Source organism: Metabacillus arenae, from assembly GCF_014773385.1.
Taxonomy (GTDB): Bacteria; Bacillota; Bacilli; order Bacillales; family Bacillaceae; genus Metabacillus_D; species Metabacillus_D arenae.
In genome coordinates this window covers 47326-66790 of sequence record NZ_JACXAI010000030.1, presented here as the reverse complement: position 1 = coordinate 66790, position 19465 = coordinate 47326, and the positions used below count along the sequence as shown (strand labels likewise).

Annotated in this window: 14 protein-coding genes and 2 pseudogenes; 6 read left to right on the top strand and 10 right to left on the bottom strand. The window is 35.2% G+C overall.

The window, feature by feature from the left end; all coding sequences use genetic code 11:
- Nucleotides 1–3: 3 nt before the first annotated feature.
- Nucleotides 4–717, bottom strand: a complete 714-nt coding sequence (locus IC621_RS19510) for a response regulator (RefSeq protein WP_191160560.1) — start codon at nucleotides 715–717, stop codon at nucleotides 4–6.
- Nucleotides 710–2311, bottom strand: a complete 1602-nt coding sequence (dcuS, locus tag IC621_RS19505) for a DcuS/MalK family sensor histidine kinase (protein ID WP_191160558.1) — start codon at nucleotides 2309–2311, stop codon at nucleotides 710–712. Before dcuS ends, IC621_RS19510 begins: the two co-directional genes overlap by 8 nt.
- Before the next feature lie 1047 nt (nucleotides 2312–3358).
- On the opposite strand from dcuS, the gene IC621_RS19500 reads away from it, so the two are divergent.
- The 6 genes from IC621_RS19500 (at nucleotide 3359) to IC621_RS27235 (ending at nucleotide 10292) form a co-directional block, all read left to right on the top strand.
- Nucleotides 3359–5173, top strand: coding sequence for a sensor histidine kinase (locus tag IC621_RS19500; protein ID WP_191160556.1), 1815 nt, complete (start codon nucleotides 3359–3361; stop codon nucleotides 5171–5173).
- A 41-nt stretch (nucleotides 5174–5214) separates the two neighbouring features.
- Nucleotides 5215–6390 carry a response regulator gene (locus tag IC621_RS19495; RefSeq protein WP_191160554.1) on the top strand — a complete coding sequence of 392 codons (1176 nt, stop codon included), beginning with the start codon at nucleotides 5215–5217 and terminating at the stop codon, nucleotides 6388–6390.
- Between the two features lie 52 nt (nucleotides 6391–6442).
- Nucleotides 6443–7723 (top strand): ABC transporter substrate-binding protein, encoded by a 1281-nt coding sequence (locus tag IC621_RS19490; protein WP_191160551.1) that lies wholly within the window; start codon nucleotides 6443–6445, stop codon nucleotides 7721–7723.
- Nucleotides 7724–7982: 259 nt separating this feature from the next.
- Nucleotides 7983–9443 (top strand): glycoside hydrolase family 68 protein, encoded by a 1461-nt coding sequence (locus tag IC621_RS19485; RefSeq protein ID WP_191160549.1) that lies wholly within the window; start codon nucleotides 7983–7985, stop codon nucleotides 9441–9443.
- Nucleotides 9444–9568: 125 nt separating this feature from the next.
- Complete coding sequence (locus IC621_RS27240; RefSeq protein WP_396653079.1) at nucleotides 9569–9970, top strand: hypothetical protein; 402 nt, start codon at nucleotides 9569–9571, stop codon at nucleotides 9968–9970.
- Nucleotides 9948–10292 carry a GH32 C-terminal domain-containing protein gene (locus IC621_RS27235; protein WP_396653078.1) on the top strand — a complete coding sequence of 115 codons (345 nt, stop codon included), beginning with the start codon at nucleotides 9948–9950 and terminating at the stop codon, nucleotides 10290–10292. Before IC621_RS27240 ends, IC621_RS27235 begins: the two co-directional genes overlap by 23 nt.
- A gap of 309 nt (nucleotides 10293–10601) precedes the next feature.
- Here the strand turns inward: IC621_RS27235 and IC621_RS19475 are convergent, their stop codons facing one another.
- The 8 genes and pseudogenes from IC621_RS19475 to bglX all read right to left on the bottom strand — a co-directional run bounded on the left by IC621_RS19475 (nucleotide 10602) and on the right by bglX (nucleotide 19382).
- Nucleotides 10602–11786, bottom strand: coding sequence for a nitrate/nitrite transporter (locus tag IC621_RS19475; RefSeq protein ID WP_191160547.1), 1185 nt, complete (start codon nucleotides 11784–11786; stop codon nucleotides 10602–10604).
- Nucleotides 11787–12646: 860 nt separating this feature from the next.
- Nucleotides 12647–12847, bottom strand: a complete 201-nt coding sequence (locus IC621_RS19470; protein ID WP_224752658.1) for a type I restriction enzyme endonuclease domain-containing protein — start codon at nucleotides 12845–12847, stop codon at nucleotides 12647–12649.
- Nucleotides 12848–12893: 46 nt separating this feature from the next.
- A pseudogene (locus IC621_RS19465) lies at nucleotides 12894–13007 on the bottom strand (HPr family phosphocarrier protein); the annotation flags it as partial.
- A 323-nt stretch (nucleotides 13008–13330) separates the two neighbouring features.
- Complete coding sequence (locus IC621_RS19460) at nucleotides 13331–14770, bottom strand: glycoside hydrolase family 1 protein (protein ID WP_318153092.1); 1440 nt, start codon at nucleotides 14768–14770, stop codon at nucleotides 13331–13333.
- 265 nt (nucleotides 14771–15035) lie between these two features.
- Nucleotides 15036–15124 (bottom strand): annotated as a pseudogene (locus tag IC621_RS27230) (family 1 glycosylhydrolase); the annotation flags it as partial.
- A 49-nt stretch (nucleotides 15125–15173) separates the two neighbouring features.
- Nucleotides 15174–16718, bottom strand: a complete 1545-nt coding sequence (locus tag IC621_RS19455) for a DUF5597 domain-containing protein (RefSeq protein WP_191160541.1) — start codon at nucleotides 16716–16718, stop codon at nucleotides 15174–15176.
- A gap of 263 nt (nucleotides 16719–16981) precedes the next feature.
- The gene (locus tag IC621_RS19450; protein ID WP_191160539.1) at nucleotides 16982–17182 is read right to left on the bottom strand and encodes a hypothetical protein; all 201 of its coding nucleotides are present in this window, start codon (nucleotides 17180–17182) and stop codon (nucleotides 16982–16984) included.
- A complete protein-coding gene (bglX, locus tag IC621_RS19445; protein WP_191160537.1) occupies nucleotides 17166–19382 on the bottom strand; it encodes a beta-glucosidase BglX in 2217 nt (738 codons plus the stop codon). Before bglX ends, IC621_RS19450 begins: the two co-directional genes overlap by 17 nt.
- Nucleotides 19383–19465 lie beyond the last annotated feature (83 nt).

The window sequence follows — 19465 nt, the reverse complement described above, 5'->3', positions numbered from 1 at the left end:
TACTTACAAATAGTCCTTTAAGTTATGTAAGTTTTCTTCTTTATATTTATATAATGAAACGGGCCTGCCAATTCCATAGGTTAACGATTCTTCTAATACACCATTGTCGGATAAAAATTTCAAATACTTGCGGACAGATACTCTTGAAATACTTGCTTGTTCAGCGATTTCATCTGTCGAAAATACCGATCGCTCCATCTGCTTTACTGCCCTTAAAATCGTTTGTAATGTCCTTTTGGTTAAACCTTTTGGCAAAGTCTCACCTGATTGATCCTGTACATTTTGGTCTGTTTTTAAGACTTTATCATCCAGGTCTGTCTGATTTAAACTTGAATTTTTATGAAAAAATTTGAACTTTTCTTGATATTGTAATAAGGACTGTTGAAGCCTTTCAAATTCAAATGGTTTAATTAAATAATCTACAGCTCCGAAACGCAAAGCCGTTTGGATTTTTTCAACGTTTGAGGCTGCTGTGATAAGAATCACATCAATCCCGATGTTTCGGTCTCTTATATCTGTTAACAGCTCGAGACCATTTTGCCCAGGCATGTATACATCAAGCAATAGCAGGTCAATGTCTTCCGTGTCAAGAAATTGAAGAGCTTCACTCACATTATTCGCAATACCTACTAATACAAACCCTGCGATTTCCTCAAGATACCGTTTATTTAATTCTGCTACCATTGGATCATCTTCTACAATTAGTACCCTAATCATGTGCATCCTCCTTTCCTTCATACGGTATTTCTACTAAAAATTGCGTTTTATCTTTTCCATTAGATTGAATGTCTATTTTTCCACCGAGCTTTTCAACACTTTGTTTGACTAAATAAAGGCCGTACCCTCTATTTTTTCCTTTCGTTGAAAAACCTCTTTCAAACACTTTCTCCTGTGAATTTTCACTCAACCCAGGACCTGTATCTAATACTTCCAGCATCAATTGATCATTCAAGTACTTTAAATGCACTTCTATTATTTTTTGTTTACTTGAAGACAAGGCTTCGATGCTGTTATCAATCAAATTTCCGATGATTGTGATCAGACCATGAGTTACGTCTAGGTGTTTAGGTTCTGGAATAATCGTCTTATTTACAATAAATAATTTCACATTTTCCTCTCTTGCAAGACTCAATTTCCCCATCATAAACCCGGCAAGGGCAGGATCTTTAATGTTTGCGGTAATTTCTCCAATTTCATGCTTTCCATGTTCAACAATTTTATGAATAAATTCTGTTAATTCATTATAGTAACCCATACGGATCATTCCAAGGATTACGTGAAGCCTATTCATAAATTCATGCGATTGGGCACGAAGGGATTCCGCATACGTTTTCACTCCGGTTAACTGCTCAGCTAATTGATTGACTTCCGTTTTATCTCTAAAAGTAGAGATGGCCCCAACCACTTGGTCGTTAACGACTAGAGGAACTCTATTTACTAGTATGAGAACTCCATTAATATTTTGCTCTTCATCAACCTCTGGTTTCCCCTCTTCTAAAACTTTGTCTAATCTTGTAGAAGGCATATACTCATGAATTTTCATCCCAATCGGATCCTTTGGTAAACCAGCCTTGTTAAAAATATTCTTTGCCGTTTTGTTCACAAGTGTAATTTTACTTTCATGATCAACTGCTACAATCCCCTCATGAACAGATTGAAGCATCGTATTTCTTTCCTCAAGTAATTTTGCAATGGCGGAAGGCTCTAATCCATGTAAGATTTTCTTAATATATCTAGAAAGCATATATGCCCCGAAAATACCAACTAGTAAACCAAATACAGTACCTTTCATTATATCTTGGTGCCCTTGTTCAAGTGCATTGTTTACCTTTTCTAAAGGTATTCCAACCGCAACGGCTCCAATTTGGTCGCCGTTATCATAAATAGGCGTAAACGCACGTAAAGATTTTCCTAATGTTCCTTTTGAAATCGAAACATGCTCTTCCCCTTCTAAAACGACTCTTTCATCTCCTCCAACAAATGACTCTCCAATCAATTCAGGATTCGGGTGTGACTTGCGGATTCCATTCATATCCATAACGACAATAAAACTGACTTCTGTTACAGCTTGAATCTCTTTTGTATAATTTTGAATGATATCAGACTCTTCAGGATGAATTAATCCTGTTTTGACCTCCCTCGATTTTGCCACCGTTCTCGAAACAACTATTGCTTTTTCTTCCACGGTCTCAGTGATCGAGTCGTTTACTGTATTACTTATTAACGCATCTGTCATGAGTAAAGAAGACAGCACGACTAGACAAACAATTAGGATGATGCTAGTACTTAATTTTAAGCGTTTTCTTTGCAAATTGTTTCACCTCTGAATTTCGATTAACCATAACTAGAATAAATAGATTCCATATTATTATATCTTTTTTTCTGTCTGAAACGAAAAGAAGCAGGAAACCTTAGGTGATTCCTGCTTCTTACCATTGTGGAGCATCAGTAGGATCAGCCCCCTAGGGGTATTCACCTTTCTTTAATATAATGAAATTATGTTTATCGAGGGGACAGCTGTTCATTCTATTGAATTTTTAAAACAGACAGCCCAAGAGTTCCTCGTCGTTCACGGATTCCGTGTTGCCTTTAACATCATCGGTTCTATTCTCATGTTTATCGGATTTATAAAGGATTACAAACATTCTTCTTGCCATAATGAAAGGCAATATTTTTCGGATCACAGTTAAAACCACGGGGCTTTTGGGTGAAACCCCACTTACTCTTTATCCAAGTATGTAAAAATAAGAGAGCTGCTCTAGTAGCTCTCCTATTTTGCATCGTTATTTTTCATCAAATGCTTCTACTTCTTAATAATGCAGAGTTCTTATTCCATTAAACGTTGCTTATATACAGTATGATTTTCCACCGTATTCAAAGTAAGTAAAGATACCAAAAATGCCAGATTTATATCTTTGTAGAAGGATTATATACAGTATATTTTTCAACGTTAACAAACATAGGACTTTATTTGGAGAGGTGGTTTCAAAAAGAGTATCTGGAATAATGTGCTCGTTTACATTTTTCCCAATGTTGGCTACGATCAAAAAAGATCATTCTTAAAATATTTGTATCCATACACTGATTAATCCATTCTAACTATTTTTTTGCAGCAACCATTACTAATTAGTACCTTAGTTTCATTTCTTCATTAAGATCAGAAGTTTCATCTTCTATAGTAACCGTTACCAACTCATTAATGATAGGAATATGACTCATTTCTGCCTAGTATTTTTTACAATTTTCCTTTGTTGACAAAATGACAGAAATAGAATTAGATCTTAATAAGATTAGCAGGACTTTATTAGTCGGTGAGAAGCTTGAATTTGTTTTCCACGAATGAAAGGAGCATTTAGAATTGAAGAGTATCCAAAGTCGTTTATTCCTTATGCTTCTTATATTTATTATTATACCGTACTTTTTATCCGTATTTTTCATCTATGGATATACAAAAAATAGAGTGGAACAGCAAGCACTTGAAGTCAGTAATAATCAAATGAATAAATTGTCAGCGGAAATAGAGCAATACTTTCAGGATATAATTAATCTTCCATATATTCTTTACCGGAATCCTGATTTATTTCAGATCTTTAGTCATGATATTGAAGATTCAAGGTATTCTAATCCCATTACAAGAGAAAAGAGCATTGAAACTATTTATCTTATGCGGAATGAAATCCGCCAGGTTCGCTTTTATTTAAATAGAAATAAAGAATCTTTTACGGCTTATAATGCAAGAGTCAGTGTACCTAAATTAAACCCTGACTTATTGAACCAAGAATCACTTAATAAACTTTATCATTCTAACTTAAACTATCTGATTGAGCCACCCCATCAGATTGTAAATTTTAATAATACGGCAATTGTTCCTAAGTCTGACAAAACAGTCGTTTTGACGATTCACAATAAAATAATTGATGTGTTTTCAAACGAATTTCTCGGATTAATTACGATCGATATCGATCTTGATGCATATGCCCGTTTATGTAACAGCCTTATTCAGGAGAATGAAGAATCTGTATTACTTATTGATTCAAATGATCGTGTCATGTATGCAAGTGATCCTGCTCTTATCGGGAAATTAGTTCCTTTTGACCTGCTAAAGCGTATCAATGAAAAAGACAAGGATACGGGAGAAGATATTATATTATCAAAAACACTATCAGGATCACTAAATCAATGGAAATTAATTAAGATAACCCCTAGTCAGTTTTTATTCCATGATGCAAGCCAAACTGCATATACAAACATACTCGTTGGAATTGGAGTAGGTATAATGGGATTGTTAATGATAGGATTTGTTTCATACAGAATCACTCGTCCAATCAAGACGCTTAGTCAAAAGGTGCGGTCAATTGAAGGAGGAAATATGAATGTCCCGTTTGATCATAACAGAGAAGACGAAATCGGCCATTTAGAAAAGCATATAAAGGATATGATGGATCGCATTAACCTTCACATTGAACGTGAATATAAACTAGACATTGAGAATCGAAAAAACGAATTTAGAGCACTAAAATCTCAAGTTAACCCGCACTTCTTATTTAACGCACTACAATCTATAGGGGCAGTTGCTCTACGATCACATTCTCCAAATGTATACCAATTAGTAACATCATTATCCAAAATGATGCGGTACTCTATCCGCGCGGATCAATGGGTCCTGGTTCGCGATGAAGTGGATTATATAAAAGCTTACTTATCCCTTCAAATGGTACGTTTCGGAAACGATATTAATGTTTCGATTAAACTAAACGAAGAAATTCTTAGTACGAAAATTCCAAGTATGATGATTCAGCCGCTTGTTGAAAACTTTTTTAAACATTGTTATGAAGAAGGTTTCTATAATTCACATTTGAACATATACGGAGAAATAAAAGAAGAAAATTTAACCCTTTCAGTAGAAAATAGCGGCTCAAGTGTATCACACTCAAAGCTGCAATCATTACGAGAAACTATTTACACCGCCCCTCATGAAAGAACCTATTCAAATGACCATATCGGACTAAAAAACATACATGATCGATTGGTTCTAAACTATGGGAATAATGCGGGTCTAAAGCTAGATACAAAACAAGGACAAAGTTTTTTAGTTCAGCTTGTTATTCCCCTAGACACTAAGGTAACGGACGATCAGCACACCTCATTTTATAACAAAATCGATACAATCTGATTATTGTTACATCAAACTTTTTGTAAGGAGGACGGAACTGTATGAAGGCTCTAATAATAGATGATGAATTCAATGTCCGTTATGTTATCCGACAGTTAGGAGAGTGGAACCAACACGGAATCACTGATGTTTTAGAAGCAGCTAATGGAGAAGAAGCAAAAAAAATAATAGCTAAAGAAAATCCGGAAATTATATTCACTGACATAAAAATGCCTGAAATGAGCGGCATCGAAATAATTGAGTGGTTAAATTCAATTTCTTATTCAGGAAAAGTGATTCTTATTACAGGCTTTGACGACTATTCGTTTATGCGAAAGGCTATTCAATACAGCAGCTTCGATTACTTATTAAAGCCGATTGAAGCTGAGCCATTTAATAAAACATTGGGCGCCGCTGTAGAATCATGGATCTGTGAAGAAGAGGAACGTAAACACAAAGAAACAGGTATACTTGAAGACGTCAAAAGGTTTCGTATGAATCAGGTTGTTACGCAAGCTTGTTTAGGGGAGCCCTTCGCAGAGTCAGAAGTCGCTTCATTTCTTCCCCTTGCAGAAGAATACCATCTTACACTTATGTCCTTTTATCATATGCATCATTCAGAACCGTACATCAAGCGATTAGCGGATGAGCTCCTTAATAAGGGCTGGGGAAATGCTTTTTCTCTTCAGCATGACCAAAGTCTTTGTCTAGTTATTTCAACCCAAAAACATTGGTTAGCGATTGAAGAATGGTTTAGTCATCAATTTGATAAACCAGTACGGATTGTTAGCTGTAAAACGTTACGATTATTAAATGAAATTCCTGGATTGTACAAGGATTTACAAAAAGCAATGGATGATCAAAATTACCGATCGATACACCGTTTAAATGACTTGGATGATGCGAGGCGAATGCAAGACATTGTTGCCTATGTCGAAATGTATTATATGGAAGAACTAAGTCTAGAAAAACTGGCAAACCGGTTCTTCTTAAGCCGCGAACATATCTCAAGAAAGTTTAAACAACAAACTGGAATGCCCCTGTCCAAATACATTATCAAGCTTAGAATTGAACAAGCAAAATCTTGGCTAAGTGAAACAGATCAAAGTATTTTCTCCATTTCCTTAATGCTTGGCTATCAGGATGAAAAATACTTTTCAAAGCTATTCAAAAAAGTGGTTGGGATAACACCTTTTGAGTACCGAAATTTAGATAAAAAACTTGAATTAAAAAGTTGATAATCGGAACCATTTCCGTCTATTTATATCTTTGTGATATTGGGGTGAAATGATGAAAAAAGAGATATTACACATGTTTTTAGTTGGAACTCTGAGCCTTTCTCTTTCAGCATGTCAAAAAAATCCGGAAAAGACAACGAATGAAAAAAAAGATTCCGACCAAAAAATTACATTAAATGTAAGAAATCCAAAGGTAGAAATTTCAACACAATTCGAACAAATGGTACGTGCTTATGAAAAAGAAAATCCTAACATAGATATTCAAATAAAAACTGTTGGCGGCGCAACTGATAATCTTGCTGATTTAAAAGCACAGATCGCTGCAGGAAAAGGCCCTGATATTTTCACTAACAACGGATACGAACATGCTAAAATATGGAGAAAATATTTGGAGGATCTTTCAGATCAATCATGGGTGAAAAATGCTTATAAGGATACATTATCCCCTATGACATTCAATGGAAAGATTTATGGAATGCCAGTAAATATTGAGGGATACGGGTTTATTTACAATAAGGATTTGTTTAAAAAAGCAGGCATCGATACGATTCCAAAAACTCTAACACAATTAGGAGAAGTAGCAGAACAATTACAAAAAGCAGGTATTACTCCTTTTGCAAATGGTTATTACGAGGAATGGAAATTGGGTGTACTCCTTTTAAATATTGCCTTTGCTCAACAAGAAGATCCCGAGGCCTTTATAAAAAACCTTAATACCGGAACGGAAACAATCACTAATAATCAGCAATTCAAAGATATCGTTACATTGTTGGATCTAACATTAAAATACGGAAATGATAATCCCCTGACAACAGACTACAATATGGAAGTAAGTTTGTTTGCATCAGGAGAGGCAGCAATGGTTCTTCAAGGGAATTGGGTACAGCCGATGCTAGATAAATTATCCCCTGATATGAATATTGGTTTTCTTCCAATACCAATTAATGATGAACATAAAAACGATGCGTTAGTTGTCAGCGTTTCAAATTATTGGGTCGTAAACAAACAATCAACACCTGAAAAGAAAGAAGAAGCCAAAAAATTCTTAAACTGGATGATTTCTTCAAAACAAGGAAAAACATTTATGACTGAACAGTTTAAATTTATTCCTGCGTTTAAAAACATAGAGGCTGGCCATTCAGGCCCCCTTGCCAATGATACACTAACTTACTACAAGAAAGGAAATTCGATGCCCTCCAACTGGTTTCACTTCCCCGTTGAAGTAAAAGAAGAATTCGGATCCTCGATGCAGTTATATATCGGAAAACAGCTTAATCGTGAGCAATTACTAAAAGAGTTTGAGAAGTCTTGGGACAGAGCTGCCAGTCAATAATCATGACGGTTAAAAATTCAATAACTGAATAAACTACTCTACAACCATATTTCACCTCAAACCATTCATTACTATCCCCTGCAATGGGGATATTTTTATTCATCATGCTTCTCTATGTCAATATACGACTAAATTCTTATCAATCTATGACATATCCACAATATGCAGTCTACCCTATAATTTTATATGTAAATAAAACACGGTGGAGCTGTTACCAAGCTATCTAGCAACCACCAAAAACAATTATAGGAGGACATTTATGAACTTTAAAAGATTTGCGAAACAAGTAACATTCGTAACACTTAGTACAGCTATCTTATTAGGGGGCGGTGAATCGCTGACATATGCGAAAGAAAAAGACTCCCGCGATCACAATGAATCATATGGCTTTTCCCATATGACACGTTCAGACATGCACAAGATCATTGGACAACATGGTGATTCAAGATATACAGTACCTCAATTCGATGAATCTACCATCAAAAATATCCCTTCTGCAAAAGGATATGATGAGCATGGTAACGTAATCGATTTAGATGTGTGGGATACTTGGCCGCTACAAAATGCCGATGGCACAGTTGCAAATTATAATGGCTACCAAATTGTTTTCGGTTTAGCTGGAGATCCTGATCGAGGATGGGACACGTTTATTTACATGTTCTATAAAAAAATTGGTGACACAGGGATTGATAGCTGGAAAAATGCAGGTAGAGTGTTTAAAGACTCTGATAAATACAAGTCAGATGATCCAATCTTAAGAAATCAAGGAGAAGAATGGTCAGGCTCTGCTACTTTAACAGATGATGGAGAAGTTCGCTTATTCTATACGAATCGCCATGGCTGGGATCCTGCGAACAATTTTTTCGGTAAACAAACCTTAACAACAGCTCAAGTCAATGTTTCTCAATCAGATTCAAACACGTTAAAAGTAGATGGAATAAAAGATCACAAATCAATCTTCGATGGGGACGGGAAAATTTATCAAACAGTTGATCAAGCTTTTGGAAATGGTGATTATTCTGATAACCATACATTAAGAGATCCTCACTATATTGAAGAAAATGGTCGTAAATATCTAGTTTTCGAAGCTAATACAGGAACGGAAACTGGATACCAAGGAGAAGAATCTTTATTTAATAAAGCATACTATGGCAAAAGTGAAGCTTTCTTCCAAAACGAGAAAAGCAAATTGTTACAAAGCCCTAAAAAGGATTTAGCTCAAAAATCAAACGGTGCTTTAGGTATTATTGAAATTAATGATGATTATTCGCTAAAAAGAGTTATGAAACCGTTAGTTGCATCAAATACAGTAACAGATGAAATTGAACGTCCGAACATCTTTGAAAAGGATGGAAAATGGTACGTATTCACAAGTTCCCGCGGATCAAAAATGACGATTGATGGCATTGATGATGAAGATATTTATCTATTAGGTTATGTATCTAACTCATTAACTGGAAAATACAAGCCGTTAAATAAAACTGGAATTGTCCTGCATCATGATCTTGACCCATATGATATCACTTGGAATTACGCTCATTTTGCTATTCCGCAAGAAGGCAGTGATCATGCAGTTGTAACAAGTTACATGACGAATAGAGGTTACTTCGAAGACCACAAATCTACTTTCGCACCAAGCTTCAAGCTTAAAATTAAAGGTCACAAAACATCTGTTGTGAAAAATAGTATTCTTGAGCAAGGACAAATAACTATAAAATAATGATAGTTAGGTAACATCCAAGAGAAAAGAAAATGCCACTACAATTGTTGGCATTTTCTTTTTCTATTCAGAAATACCTTTATCCTACCTTGTATGTATGAAAACCAAAAGCGTGGTGAAAACATGTGGTAAAGGAAAGAATAAATAAGAAATGGTATAAACAACTGAGTTTATTGCTCATTTTTTTCTCTATTATTGTAAGTATTTCATTACTAGTGAATCAACTGAACAAACCGAATGAAAAGGCATATGCTCACAACACTTCCACATTGAAAGAGGATTTTAACGGAATGGATTCGATTGTTCGTCAAATTGAACTGAAGCATGAGGGCAACATTGGATACTATTTAGCCTCCCAACCTATAGAAGCCTTAAATAGCTTAGCAACATCTACAGACTCCTTGAAAGACCTTGAAGTAAATGGCTCTGAAACACTTCTGATTAAAGGCGATGTCTATCAATTAGAAGCAGATATCTCATGGACAGAGAGCAAAAAATGTAGGGTTGAGGCTAAGAGAATCGACTGACAAAGAAAAACACGTTGATGTTGGAGTTTTCGTTGACTCGCCACAGCCTTATTCTTATGTCAATCGCTCAAAGACCGGACACCCAGACAAAGATCATCAATATGTAGAAAGTAAGGCTCCATTTGATGGGAGTAAGCAGCAGGTCCATTTGAAAATTTTTGTAGATAAATCAAGCATTGAAGTATTTGTGGGTGATGGAAAAACCACACACTCACATTTAATATTCCCAAGAGCTGAGGATCAAGGTATCACTCTCTTTTCGGAAGGCGGAACAGCGAGCTTCAACAATCTAAAGATCACACACCTTAGGTCCCTTAAATAACAATGCAGGTAAACATTTGGTTACGTACTCAAGTTTGGAGTAAAAAACACGCTTAGCTCCTTGCTAATTTATGGGTTCCCATATTTCATTACTACAAACTGAGAATCTACTATCCAGTTCTGTAATACTTGCAATAAACGAAGAAAACATTCTTAAAAATAAATGTTCACTCATGAATTTTTTTAAATTTCAGTGATTTCTCTGTATGCTTGTGCCCCTTAGTTGGTCCAATAAAAGAAAAAAAGAGGCTGTCGAGAAAAACTTTCTCAACAGCCTGAGACTCTGTTCAAAATTGTTAAACAAAGTTTTTTATGCACTTTTCTGTGAACTTACATTTACTCTTGTTTTATAAATTCCTGTGTGATTGAGGAATAAACAAAACAGGGAAAGAAGAAATAATAAGATAAAACTCAGAAAATAATCTCCGGTTATATCCTTTGAAAATCCAAGCGCAATTGGAGGAAAAAAGCCTCCGATTCCTCCAATTGCACCGACAATACCAGTTACAGTACCCGTATTCCCACTTGAGACTTCAGGTACCATCTTGAAAACTGCCCCATTTCCTATCCCTACCAACATAGAGATAATTAGGCAATTTATACTGAACAAAATAAAGTTATTATCCATATTAAAAGCAATGATCAATCCACATAATGATACACCGCTAAAGACAACGGATAACAATCCTTTTGCTCCAAAACGATCAGATAGATACCCGCCAACTGGACGTATTAACGTAGCAATTATAACGAATCCTGCTGTTCTAATTCCTGCATCAATGGCTGTAATGTTAAAAAGATCATTCAACAAAGTAGGTAAATAAATACTAAAAGTAACAAAGCTTCCAAAGGTAAGGAAATAAAAAATCGATAAAAGCCAAGTTTCTTTAAATTTTAATACAGACCAGGATTCCTTTAAAGTCTTGGTTTTACTTGTTCTTTGTACATCTTTTGTTCCAAACCAGAAAATAATAGCCATACATGCCATTGTGAAGGCAAGGCTCCAAAATACCCATGCCAATCCAAAGGAATTAAAAATCACAGGAATCAAAAAATTAGCCACTGCTGATCCCAAATTACCAATCCCCGCAATTCCTAGAATCAAACCTTGTTTTTGGGGTGGATACCATTTAGATACATAGGTAATCGAGATAGCAAACGTTGTTCCTGCCATACCGATAAAAAATGCCCAGAACAACATCATGGCATAAGAATCTGCAAATCCCGCTCCAATCATCGGTAAGATAAGGAGTGCCATAGTCAAAGCGTAAACTCTTCTGCCACCAAAGCGATCTGTTAAAATTCCCATTGGAATGCGCATTAAAGATCCCAATAAAACTGGGGTGGCAATAAGGATGCTTTTTTCTGTAATACTTAATTGATAAATTTTTTGAATTTCTGTAGCAATCGGTGCAAAGACCGACCAAACTGTAAATGAGACAATCATTGACAGGGTCGATAAAACTAATATTGATGTTTGATCCTTTTGTTTCATTATAAAGACCACCTTGCATTTTTCCTGGTGTTATGTGTTCTTAGTTCCAAGATAAATTAGCTTAATGTAAAATTAAATCTTTAATAAAACGTTTAATTATATATGGGTCGAGCATTAATAGTTTGCTAATTTTTATAGTATTTATGGAAAGAGAGTTTATTTCAATCTAATCAATTCACACAAAACAGGGGATTTTTTTAAAATACTACTCTTACAACTAATACGATAAATGAAAATAGATTGATATCTTTTTGCTTCTTCACTTTCATTTCCTCCAATTTTGTCTGAACTTTTATTAATATAAAGGTAACATTTTATTTTTTGTTTTTGTATTTTCATGTCAGAAAATGTGACATGAAAATTTTAATGCCTACCTGTCACGACCCGATTTTTGCAGATATTTGTCAATTCGACAGCCCACCACAACAAAGGCTAAACAAACGTTTAATTTACTTCTTTAATTTTGGGTAATACCTCATATTTGATAAGGGGAGGACGAGTATTTAGCGTCCTTATCCTTTTTGTTTAAGAATCCTTATTAGATCACACCCAATGTGTAAAAGATAATGACCAATTGTTAAAGGAAGAAGCTCATTTACATTCCCAAAAAAATAAAGAGCCCTCCATATGAAAGGCTCTTTTCTCACTGTTACATTAATTATTTATCTTTCATCACAAGTAGTGAACAGCATTCCACATGGCTTGAGTAGTGATTGCAAACAATATGATGTAGTCGTGTTTACCTACTTATTTCATATTTAGTAAAGCAATTTATAATCTTCTCGAAGTTTCCATTTCTTATTTTTTTCGGTATTTTCTCTTGTTTACTGGGGGTTCTACTTATCGTGAGGACATGGTTGTTATATAGTGTCAGCCATCATTCCTACAACATCTGCTGCTTGAATAATCCTATTATGATAATCTTTTAAGGTTTTTTCGAGTAGCTCACGCATCTCTTTTTCTTTAGGGCTATTTCGTTTAAAGTTGACTTGAATATGATCTTCAAGAAGTTTTTTTAGTAATTTTAAGCGTAAATCCTCATGCTCCTCTTTTTTTTGCAAATCCTTGAGAAATTCTTCATCAAGAATACTTATATCTGGTTTTTCAATTATACTCTATTGTAACGTCTGAATCAAAGATTCCTGCTTTATTTACTAAAGCCGTCGCTGGTCGTGCATGAATTCCTGTTTTATCTGTAACGATTAATGTTTTTTGTACCATTTCTATCTCTCCCTATATTCATTTTCTTAAAGACTATCACTTGTATATTTATAGGCCCTAATTGCAACAACACTTTAAACCTTCCATCTGCGCCCTCTTAATAGCACTAGTACTTTCAGACTAACTTCGCCTACCGTACTTAATAATGTACAATCTAAATCAGATGCAATTAGCTTAAAATTGTTTCTACCCCATTTCTAAAATCACTTTAGAAACTTCAACAATACTTAACTAGAAGGCTCGTACTCTTACTTCTAGAATGTATAAGTACAAAGAGAGAAGAGAAGATCTATTCTCTCTTTGTAAAATCTTCATTAAGAGCATTAAAGATTCTCTCCATTCGAACTAATGACATCTTTATACCAATAGAAAGATTTCTTTCTACTTCTTTCTAACGTTCCGCTTCCATCATCGTACTTGTCAACATAAATAAAACCATATCTCTTTGAATATTCTCCTGTTGAGGCACTCACTAAGTCAATACAGCCCCATGATGTATATCCAATTAGATTGACACCATCTTCAACTGCTTCGCCCATAGCTTTGATATGATCACTTAAATAATCGATACGATAATCGTCGTTAATACTACCATCTTCTTCTACCTTATCGTATGCTCCCAGTCCATTTTCAACGACCATGAGAGGTTTTTGATAACGGTCATATAATTCATTTAATGCAATGCGAAGACCTGTCGGGTCAATCTCCCAGCCCCAGTCACTTGCTTTAAGGAATGGGTTTTTCACACCACCAATGAGATTTCCTTCACCAATCTCTTCTGGTGTCTTTTCTTTCTTCTCTGTTCTTGACATATAATAACTAAATGAAATAAAATCAACCGTTCCTTCTTTGATTGTTTCCAAATCACCTTCATGCATATCAATTTCGATGTCGTGCTCTTTAAAGAATCGCTTAATGAAAGTCGGGTATTCTCCTCGAACCTGCACATCTCCACAGAAGAAATTAAAGAGTCTTCCTTCTTCTACTGCGTGCATCACGTTTTCCGGATTGCAATCATATGAATACGTCGGTGCGTAAATCAGCATACATCCAATTTTTGATTCTGGAATAATTTTATGACCAAGATTTACTGCAATAGCACTTGCAACAAATTGATGGTGTAGCCCTTGAAAACATTCCTGTAAACGTGTTTCTTCACTTGTTGCTGAAAACCCTAGGCCAAAAAGCGGGAAGTGTGTAGCACCATTAATTTCATTAAACGTTAACCAATACTTCACTTTACCCTTGTATCGTTTGAAAATAACCGTCACATATCGCTCGAAAAATTTAATTAACTTATGATTTTTCCACCCACCATATTCTTTAATTAAATGTAATGGTGTTTCGTAGTGTGCAATAGTTACTAATGGCTCAATTCCGTGTTTATGAAGTTCATCAAACACACGATCGTAAAAAGCCAATCCTTCTTCGTTCGGCTCCGTTTCATCTCCGTTTGGAAAAATACGAGACCATGCAATACTTAAACGAAATGTTTTGAAGCCCATTTCTGCAAATAAAGCAATATCTTCTTTATAACGGTGATAGAAATCAATACCCTCATGATTCGGATAAGTATATTTAGACTTATCCATTTCGAAATCAAAGCCAGTATCAGATAATAGCTTAAGTCTGTTCTCTCTCCCTCCAGGTAGTACATCAGCTAAATTTAGCCCTTTTCCACCTTCTTGATATGCGCCTTCTAATTGGTTTGCTGCGGTAGCACCGCCCCATAAAAATCCTTCTGGAAATTTTACTGCCATCATAATCACCTCATCAGATATAGTCAAAAATAATAGATTACCGCTAGGTTATATTGTTCTGCCAATAGAGCAACACGGCTGTTTGTTTAATCAATCACTACAATCGCTCATGATTTCGAGTAGTAAGTACAAGGTCTTTAAATTCCTATTCTCCTTATGTTCGGTTGGCACTATCGCTTTATAACGAATTTTTCTAGATAGTGCTTGCGAATAATACGTATCATCTACGATCGCCAAATATTATCCCTCCTTATTTCCGAAAGTATTTTTAAAGCTCTTCTCCATTTGTTTCAATTACTTTTTTATACCAATAAAAAGATTTTTTCTTCGTTCTAAAGTGCCGTTACCGTCATTATCCAAAACAGTAATGTGAATCGTGAAAACTACTATCCTCTATACTCTATTTTCAACCATATTGATACAATTCTACTCTCTGAATTTGCGGCATATCTATTCTCATAAAGTACCTTTCATCACCATTTAAAGTGCGTTCCCCAACCCACTTTCCATCTATAAAATTTCCTTCTTCATAGTCTAGAATTCCTACTTGATAACTCCTATTCTTTTTTGATAAGAACGAATAGGAGAAAGAGGTTCCTATAATATAAAATTCATTTTTTGCTGTTTGCAAAATAATACCAGAAGATTTTGGCGCTGTTTTAGTAGTTGGGTGATAAGCTATTTTGATGTCATATTCTTCGGTTTCAATTATACTGCCCCTCTCATGCTCATTCATTCGCATAAAAGAATACACTTTATTTTCTTCACGGCACTTTTCGATAAGTGTCTGTGCACCTTGCAGTATCTCATATGATTTTTTTAAATATTCACTTGTATTTGTAAATTCCCATGCTGATGTATCAATAGCTAATGTTTTCATGACTGCTGGACTAGCAATACCAGTTAGAGATTCAGGATCTTTTAAGAAATCTTCTATTCCAAAAGGGGCAAAACACAATGCTTGATATTTTCCAATTGCATAAAAGACATTTGATATATTTTGAACGTCACGGCGATGTTCTGGAATAAGAAGTGGGTTATTATACATCGCAAATTCGTTAGCTACTCCATTAAAATCTGACACATAAATGTCAGGTAATACAGCATCAATCTCAGGAGCTATTTTTTGCCAAAGCGGAATAAATTTAGCAACTGGCCCTCCACTTGGATGCACACCTGGTCTCCATGGGTATTTTTCTATCCACGAATTAACAAAATATGGTATTTTGTAGATTTTTTTACCCGCTTCTGCAATTTGATTAACAGCTTGGGCATATGCATATGCCATAAAATATTCTGGGGCATTCGAACCAAAAGCTTCATCATAATTTCCACTGACATTGTATAATTTAGCTAGATCATCTGGTATCTCTTTTTGATAGATACTTTCGGCAGTTTCTGAATAATCTCTGTCACTACCTAAAAGTCCTATTTCATTTTGAACTTGGATTCCTATAACAGTTTGATTATTCTCATCTATCTCTTTCACTTTAGTTACGAATTTTTCAAAAGTCTTTTTATCTGCATTTATTGCCTCTTCACATAATGGTGATATCACATCCATTGATTTTCCATACATATCTTTTGCTCGCCAGAACCTAGTTGTGTCTGTTTTCACCCATTTTGGCGTATAACTTGAGATGCCATTTTTCCATAAACCAAACCACAATAATATTAATTTCATATTGTTATCTCTAGCTTGTGAAATAATACCCTCTAATAAAGAAAAATCAAAATTGCCCTCATCCGGTTCTAACTTTTCCCAATAAATAGGTACTAGCAGTGTATTTAGATTAAGGTCTTTTACATATGGCCAAACCTTTTCTTCCATATAGTTAAGATTTGATGCACTAGAATTGTGTAATTCTCCCCCATAAGCAATGAAAGGCTTACCATCAACCAACCATTTCCATCCAGTAGATGTTCTTACCAATTTAGATAGTTCTGTCATTATTAGTTCCCCCTTAAAGATTCTAGAAAATATATCTTATAATCCACTTAAAACACATTATTTCTTGTTAATTTTGGGTATTTTCAAGCAGAAAGTAATCAAAATATGTTTTGTCTTCATCTCAGTCCATTTCCACTGGCATACATGCCAATAAATACTCCCGTAAATGCAGAATTAGCACATTCTGTAGCAAGATGCTTAACCCTAGTACTCTCAAATTCCTTTAGTTGCTCTTTACTAGTACCTCAAGAGAAATAATAGTTTTATTCATCTCCTGTTATCTTTAAATAGATTTCAACCGTGTCCTGACTCACGGCTATTACTTTCGTTTGAATATCAGCAACATTTTTACGTAGCAAGACTACTTTTATTCCATTTCGTACTGTAACCAGTAAACCCAATTGATGCTCGTTAACCATATAGATGGATAATCCAGATAGGTTTTTGTTAAGCCAATTCTTCACTTATAAATTCAAATGCTACTTCTTTTACGTCCTTACTATTTCTCCCAATAAATAGCTTGAATTTCCCTTTTTCCGCTTTATATTGCATGTCTTTTGTGAAAAACTTTAGGTCTTTTTCAGTGAGAATAAATTCAACACTTCTGGCTTCCTGCGGCTCCAAATCTACTTTCTTAAAGCCTTTTAACTCTTTAACTGGCCTTACAACACTTCCAGTGATATCTTGGATATAAAGTTGAACAGTTTCTTTACCTTTGACATTCCCTTTATTCTTCACGGTAACAATTGCTTTAATGGAACTGCCACTCTTAAAAGTATTTGAATTAAGTTGAATGTCACTATATTCAAATTCCGTATAGGATAGGCCGTAACCAAATGGGTATCTTGGTTCATTTCCTATGTCTAGATACTTGGATACAAATTTAGAGGAATGTCCAGAACCAACGATTGGTCTACCTGTTTTAAATTCATTGTAGTAAACAGGAATTTGTCCAACATTTATTGGGAAGCTCAATGTCAATTTACCAGATGGATTAACGTCCCCACTAAGAATGTCAGTAATAGCTAAGGCACCTTCTGTTCCAGGGAACCATGCTTCCACTAATGCGTCCACCTTGTCTAAAATGCCATCCAAAACTAATGGCCTGCCATTAAACAATACACAAACAATTGGTTTATTCAACTTAGCTAATTCATCCAGTAACTGAATTTGTATTTCATTGACGGATAAATCTGTCCGACTTGCAGCTTCCCCGCTTTGAAAGGTGTGCTCTCCCAGGGCTACAACAATGGTATCCGCATCTTTTGCAATTTCTAATGCCTCTGCTAAATCTGTTTTTGCATCTCTTTTTTCTAATTTCTCTTGAACCATAAAACCAAAATCACCTAATAAAGAGAAATCATCCACAATATCACAGCCATGGGCATACGATACATTTTCACCAAACTTATTTTCCATCGCTAACTTTAATGTTGTTACCTTGCTTTTGTCTGCAAAGAATGCCCACAAGCCGTTTAGGGATGTTTCATTTGCATATGGACCAATTAATGCTATTTTCTTATTCTTATTTAAAGGTAATACCTGATTTTCATTTTTTAATAGAACAATAGATTCCTGCGCTAAAGAACGTGCAACCTTCCTATTTTCTTCCGAATACAATACTTCTTTTTCTATTTTTGCATCCGCACCTCGAAAAGGGTCTTTGAACAAACCTAACTCATTTTTCAAGTTCAGCACTCTTAATACTGCTTCATCAATTAATTTCTCATCAATCTCGTTGTTTTCTACCAATGCCTTCAAATGGTTTGCATAGACTGATGTTTTCATATCGAAATCAACACCCGCTTCTATACCTAACTTTGCTGCATGGTCCTCATCTTCTGCATATCCGTGGTAGACTAATTCTTTAATGGCGGCATAATCTGAGATAGTTACTCCATCAAATCCCCATTCTCCCCTTAACAGATCCCTCAATAACCTCTTATTACCGGATACCGGAATGCCATCTACCGTATTAAAGGAAGTCATTACCATCTTGCAACCAGCGTCTACTGCTGCTTTATAAGCCGGTAAATAATCTTGTCTAAGTCTTCTCTCCGACATATCAACAGTGTTATACTCTCTTCCAGCCTCAGGCGCCCCATAGGCAGCAAAGTGTTTAACACATGAAGCTACGTGTCGTAAATCTAAGTCTCCTTGTAAGCCTTCTACTGCTGCTTTTGCAAACACGCTATTTAAGTAAGCATCCTCACCTGTTGACTCCATCACGCGTCCCCATCTAGGATCTCTTACTAAATCTGCCACCGGAGAGAATACTCCATGAACACCAGCTACTGCAGTTTCTTTTGCAACCATTTCCAGCCCATTTTTAACTAAGTCTGGATTCCACGAACAAGCATAAGATAAAGGGATGGGCAAAACTGTTTTATAGCCATAGATAACATCTGCACAGAAGAGAAGTGGGATTTTATTTGCGCTATTTTCCAAATGCTCTTCTTGGATTTTTCTTAACTCATTTGCACCAAGAACATTAAAAATAGAACCCATATTATGAATCACATCATCACTAATTCCTAATTTAGCCTTAGGTCCTGTGATTGCCGCATTCTCACTATAAAGTCCTCCATCTAGCTGAACCAACTGATATATTTTTTCTTCTAAAGTCATTTGATTCAATAGAGACAATAATTCTGCTTTCTTCATGAAAAACACCCTTTTAGTTAGTCATAAATTAAATAGTCTCTCAAATTATCTAAGAGACTATTTAATCCACAAATGTTATATAT